The sequence below is a fragment of the Oerskovia sp. USHLN155 genome, from assembly GCF_037145535.1.
Taxonomy (GTDB): Bacteria; Actinomycetota; Actinomycetes; order Actinomycetales; family Cellulomonadaceae; genus Oerskovia; species Oerskovia rustica.
In genome coordinates this window covers 132,989-147,505 of sequence record NZ_JBBCXG010000001.1, presented here as the reverse complement: position 1 = coordinate 147,505, position 14,517 = coordinate 132,989, and the positions used below count along the sequence as shown (strand labels likewise).

Sequence of the window (14,517 nt, the reverse complement as noted above, 5' to 3'; positions counted from 1 at the left end):
CTCAGCCCAGCTCGGGGATGTCGTCCGACTTGAGCCACGTGGTGCGCAGCTCGGCGAGCGTGCCGTCCTCCTCGAGCGAGTCGACCGCGGCCGAGACGCAGTCGGTGAGCACCGAGCCCAGGTCAAGGACCAGGCCGTACTGCTCGACCGTGCCCTGGTCCGGCAGGGTGCCGATGACCACGGAGTCGGGGAAGTACTCGGTCGAGGCCGCGACGCCCTGGTCGACGTCCATGACCATGACGTCGATCGTGCCCGACTGCAGGGCCGTCATGCCGTCGCCCGCACCGTTGAACGGGACGATGTTCGCGTCGTCGCCGAACGCGGCCTTCGCGAGCGTGAGGCTCGTCTGGGCGGCCGTGACGCCGATGCGCAGGTCCTTGAGCTCGTCGAGCGTGGTGGCCCCCGCGTACGGGCCGGCCTCCTGCACGATCACGCCCTGGCGGGTCGTGAGGTAGGGGCTCGAGAAGTCGACGGCCTTGCGACGCTCGTCCGAGATGGACGTCTGCCACGCGGCGAAGTCGAACTCCTTGATGCTGGGGCTGACGATCTGCTCGAACGTCACGAGCTCCCACTCGACGTCGTCCGCTGAGTAGCCGAGCCGGTCGGCGACCTCGTAGACGAGCGCGGACTCGAAGCCCTCGCCGCTGTCGTGCTCGCCGATGTACCAGGGCGAGTACGCCTCGCCCGCGGCGACCGTGAGCTTGCCGTCGGTGTGGGTGGGCAGGGCGCCCGGCGCGCACGCGGGCGTCGAGCCGGCCGAGCCGGCGTCGTTCGAGGAGTCGTCGGCGGAGCAGCCCGCGAGGAGCAGGGCGGTCGAGACGGCTGCGACGGGCAGCACGGCGTTCAGGCGGCGCATGAGGACCTTCCGGGGTCAGGAGGGTGACGAGGCGGCTCCGGACGGCCGCGGGTGACGCGTGCTGCCGGGACTCGCCGGAGGTCGACTCTACGCCGGTCCCATGCGGTGAGACATGGGCGGGACGCACGGTGAGACGGTGGGTCGCGTCACACCGTCGCGCCGTCGCTCCTTCCCTCCGTCGCTCAGTCCTCGGGGAGGTGGAGGGCGTCGAGGCGCCCCTCGGTGTCGAGCGACTCGAGGATCGAGCGCGCGATCTGGTCGAGCTGGTCGACCTGCTCCGGGGTGAGGCGGTCGATGATGTGCTCGCGGACCGTCCCGACGTGGCCGGGTGCCGTTGCGACGACCTTGTCCCAGCCTGCGCCGGTCAGGACCGCGAGCGTGGCCCGACGGTCCTCGGGGCAGGGCGAGCGCTCGACGTAGCCGCGGCCCTCGAGGCGCTTCACGACGTGCGAGAGGCGGGGCAGGGTCGCGTTGGTCTTGAGCGCCAGGTCCGTCATGCGCAGCGTGTGGTCCGGCGCCTCGGAGAGCATCGCGAGCACGAGGTACTCGAAGTGGGTGAGCTGCGCGTCGCGCTGGAGCTGGGCGTCGAGCACACCGGGGAGGAGCTCGGAGACGGCCTGGAGGCGCATCCAGGTCCGCAGCTCGCGGGGGGAGAGCCATCGCACGTCGTCGGTCATGGGGCCAGTCTACCGACAATGGTTGACACGACAACTAAGCGGGTCTACGTTAGTTGTATCAACAACCAATCACGTCGGTGCGGTACCGGCGTCGCAGCCCCGGAGGACTTCATGACCAGCATCACGATCATCGGCGCAGGGAACATCGCAGCAGGCGTGGCGCGCATCGGCCTCGACGCCGGCGCACAGGTCCAGGTCCTGGCGCGCGACGCCGAGAAGGCCGCCACGCTCGGCTCCGGCGCATCGTTCACGTCGGGCGTCGTCGGCGACGAGATCACGGGCGAGCTCGTGGTCCTCGCGCTCCCCTACCCCGCCGTGCCGGAGGTCCTCGCGCAGTACGCCGGCCGGCTCGACGGCAAGGTCCTCGTCGACCCGACCAACCCCGTCGACTTCGCGACGTTCGACTCTCTCGTCGTCCCGGCCGACTCCTCGGCCGCCGCCCAGATCGCCGCGCTCGCCCCGACCGCCACGGTCGTCAAGGCGTTCAACACGAACTTCGCCTCGACCCTCGCGAGCGGCAAGGTCGCCGACCAGTCGACCACCGTGCTCGTCGCAGGCGACGACAACGACGCCAAGGCCACGCTCGTCGACCTCGTCCGCGCGGGCGGCCTCAAGGGCATCGACGCCGGGTCGCTCAAGCGCGCCCGCGAGCTCGAGGCCCTCGGCTTCGTCCAGATGACGCTCGCAGGCTCCGGCGCGACCCAGTGGACGACCGGCTTCACGCTCGCCGACTGACGCGGCGTCCTGGGCGCGACCCGGGAATGACGAAGGCCCGGTCCAGCATGTCTGCTGGACCGGGCCTTCCTTTTGTAGCGGGGGCAGGATTTGAACCTGCGACCTCTGGGTTATGAGCCCAGCGAGCTACCGAGCTGCTCCACCCCGCGTCGGTGAACACCACTCTACGCGACCTTTCGCCCCTGCCGTGACCAGGGCGCGTGTCGGGCACGTCACACGCGGGCGGCGCGTGGGTCCGGCGCTCCTCCCCGGTGGCATCCCGGGAATGACGAAGGCCCGGTCCAGCAAGTCTGCTGAACCGGGCCTTCCATGTGTAGCGGGGGCAGGATTTGAACCTGCGACCTCTGGGTTATGAGCCCAGCGAGCTACCGAGCTGCTCCACCCCGCGTCGGTGAACACCACCTTACGGGACAGAGGCCGGGGCGCCAAATCGGGCGCCCGGGTCCGATCAGGAGCGGTGCGGTGCGACGATCCCGACCCCGAAGCGGAACACGCGCTCCTCCCCCGGCGCGAGCCGGACGTCCTGCGCACAGTCCTCGCGGTTGTACGCGTTCGTCAGGCTCTCGACGGGTTCGAGCGCGATCGACGCCCGCGCCCGCTCGTCCAGCCCGTCTCCCGTGTACACGTGCATGTTGCCGCGCTCCTGCCACAGCTCGAGGCCTGCGCCGGTCGACGGGTCGAGGACGCGCGTGCGCGCGCGACCGTCCGCGTCGGTCACGAGGTCGGTGAACGCGGTGTCGAGGCAGGTCCCGGCAAGAGCCACCGGCCCGACGGCGTCACGCACCACCCGGGCGGCCTCGCCGTCGAGCGGGAGAAGGCTCGCGTCGGTCGCGACCGTCGCACGGGCGGGCACATGGAGCTCCAGGCCGTCGATCGTGTCGTGGCCGGGGATGCGGAGGTACGGGTGCCAGCCGGCCGTGACGGGCGCCGCGTCCCGCCCGACGTTGCGGTAGGACCAGGTCACGTCGAGCGTGCGCTCGGTCAGCTCGAAGCGGATCCGCGTCTCGAGGTCGAACGGATAGCCGGCTAGGTCGGTACCCCGGATCTCGGTCGCGAGGGTCAGGGCCACGGACTCCTCGCCCGTACGGTTCGTGCCGCCAGGCGCACCCGTGCCGTCGGTGCCCCCGGTGCCGCGCAGGGCGCCCTCGTCCTCGGGAACGATCTCCCAGTCGAGGACGCGCGCGAACCCGTGCATGGTCTGGGTCTCTCCCGGGGCGACGGGCGGGACGTGGTGCGCGACGCCGTCGAACACGTAGCTGCCGCCCGCGATCCGGTTCGCGAACGGGAACATCAGGCCCGACCGCGTCGCGTCCTGGGCGAGGAGCGCCTGCTCGGTCGCGTACCCGTCGAGGAGGTCGACGACGTCGCGCGACGTCGAGGAGGGCCGGCTCCACGGCGCCCGCCAGGCGAGGACCGTCGCGCCGCGCAGGGCGACGACGAGCTCGGCTCCGGAGGGGTGGACGAGCGCGACCGTCGGCAGTGCGCCGAGCGATCCCTCGACGATGTAAGCGTTGCTGCAAACGGTTGCACTGGTCATGAGGCCCCATGTTCGTCTTCCGCACGACAAATGACAAACGCACCCGCCGACGGTGAGCGCGTCACCCTCGGCGGGAGGGGGCGTCGCCCTCGGCGCAGACGACGGACGCCGCCCCCGACCCTCAGGTCAGGAGCGGCGTCCGTCGTCACCTCGCTCACCCCAGGGGGTGACCGGTCATCCGCGCGTCACGGGGTCTCGGTGCCCAGCGACTCCTCGGCGGCGATCGCCGACTCGAGCGCCGTCTGCAGGCGTTCCTGCGACTCGCCGTAGGCGGCGAAGTCCCCCTCGGCGAGGGCGGCCTGACCATCCTTGATCGCCTGGCTGGCGGCCTGGAGAGCCTGGTCGAGCTGGGCGCGCGCCTCGGGGTTCTCCGTGACGGGCGCCGGGGTGTCCGTCCCGGTGTCGGTGCCGTCCGTGGGCGGCGGGGTCTCTCCGTCGGTCGGGATGACCGGAGCGACCTCACCACCGGCGTCACCGGCCGACGCACCCGACTCGCCGCCGAAGACCTGGTTGAGGGCCTCGTCGAGCGTGTCGGCGAACCCGACCTGGTCACCGAAGCTGACCAGCACCTTGCGCAGCAGCGGGAACTTGGTGCCCTCGGACGCCTGCACGTACACGGGCTGCACGTAGAGCAGACCGCCGCCCACGGGGAGCGTGAGCAGGTTGCCGTGGATCACGGTGGAGTTGCCGCGGCTGAGGATGTTCAGCTCGTTGGACACCGTGGGGTCCGAGTCGAACGTGTTCTGCACCTGTCCCGGTCCGGGGACCGTGGCGTTGCGTGGCAGCTCGAGGAGCCTGAGCTTGCCGTAGGAGTCGGCCTTCACGCCGGCGGTACTCCCTGCCTCGGCATCGACCGCGAGGAACCCGGTGAGGATCTCTCGGTCGGAGTTGCCGCCCGGGATGAACGTCGTCATGAGGGAGAACGCGGGGTCCTCCTGACCGGGCATCTGCAACGTCAGGTAGTACGGCGGCTGGTAGGGCTTGGTGCCGGTGCCGCGCACGGTGGGGTCGCGCGGGACGTTCCAGAAGTCCTGACCGGAGAAGAACTCGCGGGCGTCGTCGACGTGGTAGCTCGTGAGCAGCGCGCGCTGGACCTTGAACATGTCCTCGGGGTAGCGCAGGTGGCTCATGAGGTCGCCGCTGATCTCGGAGATCGGCTTGAGCGACGTCGGGAAGACGTTGTCCCACGCCTGCAGGATCGGGTCCTCGGTGTCCCACGCGTAGAGGTCGACCGAACCGTCGTAGGCGTCGACCGTGGCCTTGACCGAGTTGCGGATGTAGTTGACCTGCTGCGGCGCGAGCGCCGCGACCGACTGCGAGTTGACCGTCAGGGTGTCCTGCGTCGCCTCGTCGAGCGGGCGCGATGCGGAGTACGGGTAGGAGTTGGTCGTCGTGTAGCCGTCGACGATCCACTTGACCCGGCCGTCCACGACGGCGGGGTAGACCTTGCCGTCGAGCGTGAGGTACGGCGCGACCTTGGCGACGCGGTCACGCGGCGACCGGTCGTACAGGATCTGGGAGTCGGGCGTCACACGGTCCGAGAACAGGATCTGCTCGGAGCCGAACTTCAGGGCGTAGAGCAGCTTGGTGCCGAACGAGCCGACGCTGGGGCCTGCGACGGCCCCGTCCTCGGCACCGAACGTGTTGTTGACCTGGCCGCCTGCGTCGTCGTCCGGGTAGTCGAACTCCCAGGGCTTGGTGCCCTCGGGGGCGCCGACGATCGAGTACTGGGTCGAGTCCGGGCTGAAGTAGATGCGCGGCTCGTACTCGGGCAGGGACCCCACCGACGGGATGTCGCCCTCGTAGAACGCGGGCTGGCCGCCCGGGCCGATCTGGTTGCCGTACGCGGCCACGACGCCGTACCCGTGCGTGTACACGGTGTGGTCGTTGACCCAGTTGCGCTGGCTCGCGCCGAGGCCCTCGAGGTTGAGCTCGCGGACCGCGATCACGGTGTCACGGCTCTCGCCGTCGATCATGTACCGGTCGACCGAGAGGGTCTCCTGGAAGTTGTAGTACTGCTTGTTCTGCTGGAGCTGGCGGAACGTCGGGCTGACGATCTGCGGGTCGAGCAGACGGATCGACGCCGTGGTGTCCGCGTCGGCGCGCAGCGCGCCGGCCTCGGCCTGGGTCTTCGCGTCGTAGTTCGACGCCTCGACCCCGTCGAGCCCGAACGCGGTCTTGGTCGCGTCGATGTTCCGCTGGATGTACTCGGCCTCGAACTCCTGCGCGTTCGGGTTGACCTGGAAGCGCTGGACGACGGCCGGGTAGATCCCGCCGATCGCGATCGCGGAGACGACCATGAGCCCCACGCCGATCGCGGGCAGGCGCCAGTTGCCGCGGACCGCGGTCGCCACGAACAGCAGCGCGACGAGGATCGCGACGCCCGTCAGGATCGCCTTGGACGGGATGACGGCGTTGACGTCGGCGTACGAGGCGCCGTCGAACTTGTCACCCGTCGTGGTCAGGAGCGAGTACCGGTCGAGCCAGTAGTTGGCACCGATGAGCAGCATGAGCACGGCGGCCGTGACCGAGAGCTGCACGCGAGCCGCCTTGGTCGTGCGCGGGCCGCTGCCCGCGCCACCGCCGATGCGCACCCCGCCGTACAGGTAGTGGGTCGCCAGGGCACCGATGCCCGAGATGATGACCGCGGCCATGAGGAAGCCCACGGCGAAGCGCAGCACGGGCAGCGTGAAGACGAAGAACGAGATGTCCAGGCCCCACTGCGGGTCCTTGGTGCCGAACGGCACCGAGTTCAGTGCCAGGAGCACCGTGCTCCACTGCGAGGACGCCGCCGCACCGGCGAAGAAGCCGATGAGCGCGGGGCCTGCGATCGTCACGACCTTGCGCAGGGGCTCGATCGCCTCGCGGTACTGGTCGAGCGTGGCCTGCTCGGGGGTCGAGGGCGCGTAGATCGGGCGGGACCTGTACGCGAGCGACAGCGACAGGAAGACGAGTCCGCCCATCACGAGGAAGCCGCCGACGAACAGCGCCGCACGGGTCCCCCACTCGGTCCACAGGACGCCTTCGAAGCCCAGCTGGGTGAACCAGAGGACCTCGGTCCAGAACTGTGCGAGCAGGAACAGCAGGAGGACGAGGGCAGCCACGACGGCAACGGCTATGCCGAGCGGGCTGCGTCGTCTGCGGGAGCCGGCCTCGGACCCCGAAGGGCGTCGTGGCGCTGCGGCGAATGACACGGTGGGCTTACCTCTTTGCGTTCGGTCGAGCGTCAGGTCGTCAGGCGTCGGTACCTGTCCGCGCCGGGCCCACGACCACCGGATTCACAGGCGGTCCACGATCTCGACAGGGTCAGGCCACAGGCCGTCCATCTCGTCAACGGCCCACAGCGGTTCCAGGTTCCCACACGTACCTGGCCCCGACCCGCCGACTGCGCCGAGGTCGTCGGGCCTGACATGCTGGGGACATGGCAGACACGACCTCCCCCGCGCCCGACCAGCCCGCCCCGAGCACGTCCCAGGCCGCCTCGGGCGTCCCCGACGACGCCCCCGCCCCCATCGTCCCCCTCGCGCAGCTCGCGCTCGCCGACGCCGTGCGCGACGTCGAGGCGCACGTCGCCGCCGACGGCTGGGACGCTCCCCCGCGCGTGTTCGCGCTCGTCCGCACCGCCGACGCGATGGCCGCCGACCCGGGCCTGGCCGACCGCCTCCCGCCCGAGGTCGTGACCGCGGCGCGCGGCATCCCGGACCACCTGGTCTCGGTCGAGCAGGAGGGCCTGCCCGACGTCGAGACCCTCGAGGACCTGCTCGCAGGGATCTCGTGGCCCGGCACGGTCGACGGCGCCGCGATCGTCGCCGAGCGCGTCATCCTGCCACCGTCTGCCGAGGAGGGGCTGCCCACCGACCCGGCTGCGGCCCTCGCCTACCTGTCGTCGCACCCTGACCGTCAGGACGTCCGTCTCGCGGTCGGTGTCCTGCGCGACGGCACCCCGTGGTGCGCGGTCCGCACGCGCGCGAACGACGACGGCGACGACGTCGCGTTCGGCCCGGACCTCGTGCCGGGCCTGATCGAGGGGCTGCGCGCGACGTTCGAGTGACCGCCGGGCGGCCGTCCGAGCCAGCGCGCGCCAGCGCGAGCCGGGCGAGCAGCGCCACGTGCGAGGGAGACGACGAGGGGCCGGACGACGTGGTCGTCCGGCCCCTCGAGTCGTGCGGAGGTGGTGCGGTTCGCGGGCCGTGGTCGCCGCGGGCTCAGCGCCCTGCCGTGCCCCGACGGACCGGCGGGCGCCGGCTCACGTGCACGTCGGCAGGCTCTCGCCCTCGCCCGCCCCGATCGCGACCATCGCGTCGCGGGCCTCGTCGAGCGTCGAGACCTTGACGACGTTCAGCCCCTCGGGCACGTTGCCCACGACCTCGTCGCAGTTCGCCTCGGGTGCGAGGAACCATGTGGCCCCGTCACGCTCGGCACCGTAGAGCTTCTGCTGGATGCCGCCGATGGGCCCCACGTTCCCCTCGACGCTCATGGTCCCGGTCCCGGCGATCACGGTGCCGTTCGCCTCGTCCTCGGGCGTGAGCCGGTCGATGATCCCGAGCGCGAACATGGTCCCCGCGCTGGGGCCGCCGATGTCCTCGATCTGGATCGAGACGTCGACCGGCAGGTCGAAGGCCGGGTCGATGAAGACCCCGAGGATCGCCTTGCCATCGGCCTCCTGCGTCGTGATCGTCAGGTCGACGGCCTCGCCGGCGCGCTCGACCCCGAGGACGACGTCGTCACCCGGCGTCACGGTCGCGAGCTCGTCGATGAGGTCCTGGTACGTCACGACGTCCTTGCCGTTCACGGTCGTGATGACGTCCCCGGTCTCGACGACCCCCTCCGCGCCGGTGTCCTTCGCGGCGCCCTGGATCGTGAGGGTCGCGGGCACCTCGTAGCCCAGCTCGGTCAGCGCCGCGACGGTCGCCATCTCCTGCGAGGAGAGCATCTCCTGCTGGCTCTCCTGCTCGCTCTGCTCCTGCGTGACGTCGCGCGGGAACGTCTCCTCGACGGGGCGCACCGAGCGCGACCGCTCGGCCCACCCCTCGACGACCTGGACGAGGTTCGCCGGGTACCCGGGCCCGCCCGCGACCGACACCGTGGTGAGCAGCAGCTCGCCCGTCGAGTCGTACGTCTCGGCGCCCTCGATCGTGATGAGGTCCTGGTCGTTCTGCGCACCGAGCGTGTCCTGCGTAGGTCCCGGCGAGCGCACGACGTACGGCGCGGGCATGACGGCGAGGCCGGCGACCAGGAGGGTCGTGGCCAGCACGGAGATGCCGAGCGTGAGCGAGCGGCGCGTCACGGGCGGGGGCGTGTAGTCCTCGTCCGGCGCGGGGCCGAACGGGTCGCCAGCACCTGCGGGCTCGTACGGTTCGCGGGAGAGCGGTTCTGTCACGTCGCTATCATCCCCGAGAATCCTGGACGTTCGCTGGCGGTCCGCCGCAAGCCCCCTGTCCCCCTGCCCGACGGCGCCGCTCGCCGCAGCCCTGCAGGTGCGCCCCGCGCGGGCCCGGGAGCGCGCGAGGGGAGCTCACGACGCGCGGCGACTCACCGCCGTCGGGCCTGACGCCAGATCGCCGCGGTGCCCAGGAGCGCGACCGCGGCACCCGCCGCACCGAGCGCGGCCGCGTCCCGTCCGCCCACGCGTCGACCACCGAGCGCCATCCTGCCCCGCACGCCCTCCATGAGGACGTCGACGCTCTGGGCGCTCGACCAGGCGGGCTCCCAGCCGGCCGCGTGCAGGCCGCGGGCCGTGACCGTCCACGGGTGGACCACGTAGGCCAGGTCGCTCGCCGGCGACGGCAGCACGCCCACCCGGTGCAGGCGCTCGGCGGCGCCGAACGCGGTCGCGGCGGGCAGTGTCACGTTCGCGAGCCCGGTGCGCTCGACGAGCTCGGCCGGGGTCACGACGTCGGGCGCACCGTCCGTGAGCGCCCCGACCGTGAACGTCCCCGACAGCCCCTGGTCGACGACGACCTCGACGGCCGACGCCAGGTCGTCCGTGTGCAGGAGCTGCCAGGGGCGGTCGCTGCCCTTGACGGTCAGGAGCCGCGGCGCCTCGAAGTGCCGGGTCAGGATCGTGTCGACGCCGGGACCGACGATCATCGCAGGGCGCAGGATCGCAAGACGGACCGTCGGCCCCGCCTGCGACTCGGCCGACGCAGCAGCGAGCTCCTCGACCAGGGCCTCCTCGAACGCCACCAGGTCCGCGACGAAGCCCCCGGCGTCGGGTGAGACGGGGTCGTCGTCCTCGATGTCCGGGCGGTCGGCGCTCGCGCCGTGCACGGTCGCCGACGTGACGGCGACGACCTGCTCGATCCCGTGCCGCGCGGCGACCCGTGCCACGCGCGCCGCCTGCTCGACCAGGTGGGTGCGTCTCGTGCCGCCCTTGGCGACCTTGACGCCGAACTCCCCGGCAGGGGCCACGGCGACGAGCGTCCGCGCCCCCTCGATCCACGGCGCCGACAGGTCGTTGGGCTCGACCGGCGCGTTCTCGGGGCCGCGTCCCCCGAGCGCGGCGCGCAGGAGCGCGGCGACGCGGCCCTCGCCCACCACGACCGTCCGGCCGTCCGTGCCGGAGCCGTCCTCCCGGGGTTCGGGCTGGTCGCGGACGTCCGCCACCGGAGCGCCGTCTGCGCTGCGCCGTGAGCGAACCGTGCCCTCCGACATGCCTCGACCCCCCTCGTCCGTCCTCGATTGTGGTTACGGTGATTCCTGACGCTATCCCGAGGAGACCCCGATGAGCAGCCAACCGCCCGACGAGTTCGCCTCCGGCGCGGGCGACCAGCCCGACGCGCAGTGGGAAGAGCTCCTGCGCTCCATGTTCGGCGCGGACGCCGACGAGGCCCTGCGCGAGCTGCGCGCTCGCGGCCTCGACCCGGCCGCCCTGGCCGCAGGCAGCGGCCTCAGCAACGATCCTGCGACCATGAAGCACGTCCTCGCCCAGGTGCAGCGGCTCCTCGCGAGCTCGGGCAACGGCCCGGTCAACACGGACGTCGCGCACGACATCGCCCGCCAGGTCGCGGTCGCCGAGGGCGACCCGTCACTCACGCCCGCGCAGGTCCGCTCGGCGACCGAGGCCCTGTCGGTGGCCGAGCTGTGGCTCGACGCCGTCACCGACCTGCCGCCTGCCGGCGGCAAGCGCTACGCCTGGAGCCGGTCCGAGTGGGTCGAGAAGACCCTCCCCGCCTGGAACGCGCTCGCGGCGCCCGTGGCCTCCTCGGTCGCCGACGCGCTGTCGACCGTGCTGCGCGACCAGCTCCCCGGCGGGGCCGACGGTCCCGACACAGAGCTCGGCTTCCCCGGGCTCCCCGCGGGGGCGCTCGGGATGGACTTCGACCCCGCGCAGATGATGCGCCGACTCGGCTCCGCCGTGTTCGGCATGCAGATCGGCCAGGCCACGGGGACCATGTCCCGCGAGGTCTTCGGCGTCACGGACATCGGGCTCCCGCTGCTCGACGAGCCCGCGACGGCCCTGCTGCCCACGAACGTCGCCGCGTTCGCCGAGGGGCTCGACGCTCCCGTCGAGGAGGTCCGCCTCTTCCTCGCCCTGCGGGAGGCGGCGCACGCCCGCCTCTTCACGCACGTGAGCTGGCTCCGCGCACACCTGCTGGGACTCGTCGAGGTGTACGCCCGCGGCATCACGATCGACCTGGACGCGCTCGAGTCGCAGCTCTCCGACATCGACGTCACGGACACCGGTGCGCTCCAGCGCGCCCTGTCGGGCGGCGTGTTCGGCCTGCAGAACACCGACGAGCAGAAGGCCACGCTGCTGCGCCTGGAGACCGCGCTCGCACTGGTCGAGGGCTGGGTCGACGAGGTCAGCGCGCAGGCCGCGCTCCCCCACCTCCCGCACGCCGTCCCGTTGCGGGAGATGCTCCGACGTCGGCGCGCGGCCGGCGGCCCCGCCGAACAGATCTTCTCGACGCTCGTGGGTCTGGAGCTGCGGCCGCGCCGCTCGCGCGACGCCGCGACGCTGTGGGCCCTCATCGCGGCACAGGGCGGACCTGACGCCCGGGACGGGGTGTGGGACCACCCGGACCTGCTGCCCAGCCCGCTCGACCTGGACGACCCGGCCGGCTACCAGGCGCGGCGCACCGAGGTCCAGGAGGAGCAGAGCGACCTCGACAAGGCGCTCGCCGACATCTTCAGCGAGGCCGAGGACTCGAAGGGCACTCAAGGCCCAGCCGACCCGGCCGCTCCGACGGACGACTCCGAGAACGAGCCGGACGGCTCGCCCCGCGACTGACGGTCCGCCCGCGACTAGCGGGCCGGTTCCCTCTCGGGGCCCTGCACGACCCGCCTGGCCGGCACCGCGTGCCGGTCGGGCGTGGGCTTCGTCGGGGGTTCCTCGGGAGCTCCAGCCGTGTCCGCCAGCACCGCCGGGTGGGCCTCGATCTCGACGTGGGGCGGGGCGTCCTCGGCGTCGTCGGGTGCCTCGGGCCCCTCGGGGGGGCCGCCGTCTCGGCTGAACGAGACCCCTTCGAGGAACCCCTTGGCCCGCTCCGTCCGCGGGTACGCCTCGAGCAGCGCCCAGAACCCCGGGCCGTGCCCGGCGTGCAGCAGGTGGGCGAGCTCGTGCAGCAGCACGTAGTCGAGCACCCACTCGGGCATGCCCTGGACGCGCGTCGAGATGCGGATGCTGCCGTCGATCAGGGTGCACGACCCCCAACGGCGTCCCTGGTTGCTCGACCAGCGCACGCTCGTGGGGTGCGCCCTGCCGTCGAGGTACTTGGCGGACAGCTCGGTCGCGCGGGCCACGAGCTCGTCGTCGGAGGGCCTGCGGCGCCGTTCCTTGTCGGCGAGCCGGTCCAGCATGCGCTGCACCCACTCGCGTTCCTGGGCGCGCGTGAACCGCGCGGGGATGGACACGATCGTGCGGTCCCCGTCGCGGTAGGCGCTGACCGTGCTCTTGCGTCGACGGCTCCGGCGTACCTCGACGTACGTCTCGGCGCTCTTCGCGGCGCCCGGCTCGGCTTCGTAGGCCACGGCACAGACCGTAGTGGGTCCGCGTGACATATGCCATAGACCACGCCGACGCTTGGTCCGCTCGCGTGCGCGGAATCGTCGAGAACTGGTCAAGTCTTGGCGAGGTGGATCGGCCTGTGGAGAACCTCGGCTCTCGCCCTCCCGTCGTCAGACTGGTCCGGCAGGTCCCCGCACCAGCCGAGGAGAACCCATGGACGACGACGACCTCTTCCCTGTCCGCCTCCGGCCGGGGACGGTCGTGCTCCACCGGGACCACGGGGTGCTCCAGTACGGCACCGACGAGCGCTGGAGCGTCCTCCTCAGCGGCCTCGACGAGCAGGAGAGCGCCTGGCTCCTCGACCACCACCGGTCGGGGCGGGCGCTCCTGCACGCGCCGCCCGCCCGGTACGCCGTCACGCCCGAGCGCCGACGGGCGATCGTGCGTCACCTGCACGAGGCGCTCCTCGTCGTCGGGCCACCCGAGGGGAGCCTCCGCGAGGTCGTCGCGCCCGCGCACGGGCGGGCCGACACCCCCACCCTCGCGCTGCTGCGCCCCGACGGGAGCGGCCGGGCCACGATGGCCCACCGCGCGCGGGCGACCGTCGCCGTCGGGGGGCTGGGGCGGCTGGGTCTCGGGATCGCGGTCGTGCTCGCCACGGCGGGCGTGGGTACGCTCCTGCTCGACGACGCCGCACCGGTCCAGGCGACCGACGTCGGGCTCGGCGGATATCGGGCACGGGACGTCGGGCTTCCGCGAGGCGAGGCGGCCGGGCGCGTCCTGTCCGACGTCGCTCCCGAGGTGCGCAGCCGCCAGGTCGCGGCGTCGCGATGGGTGTCACCGTCCGAGACGCGACCGGACGTCGCGGTCGTGGTCGAGCACCGCGTGCTGCGTCCTGAACGGTACGGGCGGCTCACGGGCGACGGGACCCCGCACCTACCCGTCGTGGTGCGGGAGGCGGACGTGGTGGTCGGACCGTTCGTCCGACCGGGAAGGACGCCGTGCGTCCGGTGCGTCGAGGGGCATCGCGCCGACCTCGACCCGCAGTGGCCGCAGCTCGCGGACCAGCTACGGGATCCTCAGCGGGAGGTCCTCGACGTCGAGGAGACCACGCTGGCAGCCGTCGGCGCGGCGATCGCCGCGAGCCAGGTGCTCGCGCACCTCGACGGGCTGACACCCCGCGCAGCCACGGCCTGCATCGAGATCGCTGTTCCCGATGCCGTGCCGAGGCTGCGCGAGGTGGTGAGCCACCCGCGGTGCGGGTGCTCGGACCTGACGGTCGCGGCGGCCACGTCAGGCCGCCGATGACGCGGAGACGGAGTCTTCCGACTCGCGGGCGGCGGCGCGAGCCGCCTCCTCCGCCTGGCGGGCGAGGACCTCGGCCTTGCTCGGCCGGCCACGCCCACGCTTGCGGGCGACGACGGCTCCGTCGACGAAGACCTCGCCGCCCCAGACGCCCCAGGGCTCCTGACGCTCGATCGCGCCCGCCAGGCAACCGGCGACGAGCGGGCAGGCCTGGCACAGGGCCTTGGCCTGCTCGACCTGCGTCGACTGCTCGGCGAACCAGAGCTCAGGGTCGTTCGTGCGGCAGGGCAGCAGCCCGGCGAGGAGCCGGTCGAACTCGGCCGCGTCCGAGGAACCGAGAGGGGTGGTGAGGGGTTGGTGGGGTGTCCAGGGGCCGGATCCGCCCTGGGCAGTGATGTTGTCGAGCAGCGCGGTGAGCCGCACGATGTCCTCCAGTGATGTCCTGATCTGCGTGTGA

At 72.3% G+C, this 14,517-nt stretch carries 11 protein-coding genes, 2 tRNA genes and 1 pseudogene; 4 read left to right on the top strand and 10 right to left on the bottom strand.

The window, feature by feature from the left end; all coding sequences use genetic code 11:
- Window position 1 precedes the first annotated feature (1 nt).
- Window positions 2-856 (bottom strand): ABC transporter substrate-binding protein, encoded by an 855-nt coding sequence (locus tag WFH32_RS00580; RefSeq protein ID WP_336705910.1) that lies wholly within the window; start codon window positions 854-856, stop codon window positions 2-4.
- 182 nt (window positions 857-1,038) lie between these two features.
- Window positions 1,039-1,533: a MarR family winged helix-turn-helix transcriptional regulator gene (locus WFH32_RS00575; RefSeq protein WP_191797689.1), complete on the bottom strand. Its 495-nt coding sequence runs from the start codon at window positions 1,531-1,533 to the stop codon at window positions 1,039-1,041.
- A gap of 111 nt (window positions 1,534-1,644) precedes the next feature.
- Here WFH32_RS00575 and WFH32_RS00570 point away from each other — a divergent pair, with 111 nt between their 5' ends.
- Window positions 1,645-2,268, top strand: a complete 624-nt coding sequence (locus tag WFH32_RS00570; RefSeq protein ID WP_336705909.1) for an NADPH-dependent F420 reductase — start codon at window positions 1,645-1,647, stop codon at window positions 2,266-2,268.
- Between the two features lie 75 nt (window positions 2,269-2,343).
- Here the strand turns inward: WFH32_RS00570 and WFH32_RS00565 are convergent.
- From WFH32_RS00565 to WFH32_RS00550, 4 genes are all read right to left on the bottom strand, one after another.
- A tRNA-Met gene (locus tag WFH32_RS00565) sits at window positions 2,344-2,417 on the bottom strand.
- A 165-nt stretch (window positions 2,418-2,582) separates the two neighbouring features.
- Window positions 2,583-2,656, bottom strand: a tRNA-Met gene (locus WFH32_RS00560).
- Window positions 2,657-2,716: 60 nt separating this feature from the next.
- Window positions 2,717-3,805, bottom strand: coding sequence for an aldose 1-epimerase (locus WFH32_RS00555; RefSeq protein WP_336705908.1), 1,089 nt, complete (start codon window positions 3,803-3,805; stop codon window positions 2,717-2,719).
- 185 nt (window positions 3,806-3,990) lie between these two features.
- Window positions 3,991-6,999, bottom strand: a complete 3,009-nt coding sequence (locus WFH32_RS00550; RefSeq protein WP_191797693.1) for a UPF0182 family membrane protein — start codon at window positions 6,997-6,999, stop codon at window positions 3,991-3,993.
- A gap of 227 nt (window positions 7,000-7,226) precedes the next feature.
- On the opposite strand from WFH32_RS00550, the gene WFH32_RS00545 reads away from it, so the two are divergent.
- Entirely contained in the window at window positions 7,227-7,856 is a 630-nt protein-coding gene (locus WFH32_RS00545) for a PPA1309 family protein (RefSeq protein WP_225228405.1), read from the top strand.
- Window positions 7,857-8,051: 195 nt separating this feature from the next.
- Here the strand turns inward: WFH32_RS00545 and WFH32_RS00540 are convergent, their stop codons facing one another.
- Entirely contained in the window at window positions 8,052-9,185 is a 1,134-nt protein-coding gene (locus WFH32_RS00540; protein ID WP_336705907.1) for a YlbL family protein, read from the bottom strand.
- Window positions 9,186-9,337: 152 nt separating this feature from the next.
- Window positions 9,338-10,411, bottom strand: coding sequence for an NAD-dependent epimerase/dehydratase family protein (locus tag WFH32_RS00535; RefSeq protein WP_336705906.1), 1,074 nt, complete (start codon window positions 10,409-10,411; stop codon window positions 9,338-9,340).
- Between the two features lie 118 nt (window positions 10,412-10,529).
- Between WFH32_RS00535 and WFH32_RS00530 the strand changes: the two genes are divergently transcribed.
- Window positions 10,530-12,038: a zinc-dependent metalloprotease gene (locus WFH32_RS00530; protein WP_336705905.1), complete on the top strand. Its 1,509-nt coding sequence runs from the start codon at window positions 10,530-10,532 to the stop codon at window positions 12,036-12,038.
- Between the two features lie 167 nt (window positions 12,039-12,205).
- Here WFH32_RS00530 and WFH32_RS00525 read toward each other — a convergent pair.
- A pseudogene (locus WFH32_RS00525) lies at window positions 12,206-12,808 on the bottom strand (SprT-like domain-containing protein); the annotation flags it as partial.
- Between the two features lie 160 nt (window positions 12,809-12,968).
- On the opposite strand from WFH32_RS00525, the gene WFH32_RS00520 reads away from it, so the two are divergent.
- Window positions 12,969-14,063, top strand: coding sequence for a ThiF family adenylyltransferase (locus WFH32_RS00520; protein ID WP_336705904.1), 1,095 nt, complete (start codon window positions 12,969-12,971; stop codon window positions 14,061-14,063).
- On the opposite strand, the gene WFH32_RS00515 is transcribed toward WFH32_RS00520, so the two are convergent.
- The gene (locus WFH32_RS00515; RefSeq protein ID WP_138825243.1) at window positions 14,049-14,483 is read right to left on the bottom strand and encodes a WhiB family transcriptional regulator; all 435 of its coding nucleotides are present in this window, start codon (window positions 14,481-14,483) and stop codon (window positions 14,049-14,051) included. The genes WFH32_RS00520 and WFH32_RS00515 overlap by 15 nt on opposite strands.
- Window positions 14,484-14,517: the final 34 nt, after the last annotated feature.

Bases quoted from the DNA above. Each gene is read 5' to 3' on its own strand.
- WFH32_RS00530 (WP_336705905.1), top strand. From the start codon at position 10,530: ATGAGCAGCCAACCGCCCGACGAGTTCGCCTCCGGCGCGGGCGACCAG.
- WFH32_RS00545 (WP_225228405.1), top strand. From the start codon at position 7,227: ATGGCAGACACGACCTCCCCCGCGCCCGACCAGCCCGCCCCGAGCACG.
- WFH32_RS00575 (WP_191797689.1), bottom strand. From the start codon at position 1,533: ATGACCGACGACGTGCGATGGCTCTCCCCCCGCGAGCTGCGGACCTGG.
- WFH32_RS00520 (WP_336705904.1), top strand. From the start codon at position 12,969: ATGGACGACGACGACCTCTTCCCTGTCCGCCTCCGGCCGGGGACGGTC.
- WFH32_RS00555 (WP_336705908.1), bottom strand. From the start codon at position 3,805: ATGACCAGTGCAACCGTTTGCAGCAACGCTTACATCGTCGAGGGATCG.
- WFH32_RS00580 (WP_336705910.1), bottom strand. From the start codon at position 856: ATGCGCCGCCTGAACGCCGTGCTGCCCGTCGCAGCCGTCTCGACCGCC.
- WFH32_RS00570 (WP_336705909.1), top strand. From the start codon at position 1,645: ATGACCAGCATCACGATCATCGGCGCAGGGAACATCGCAGCAGGCGTG.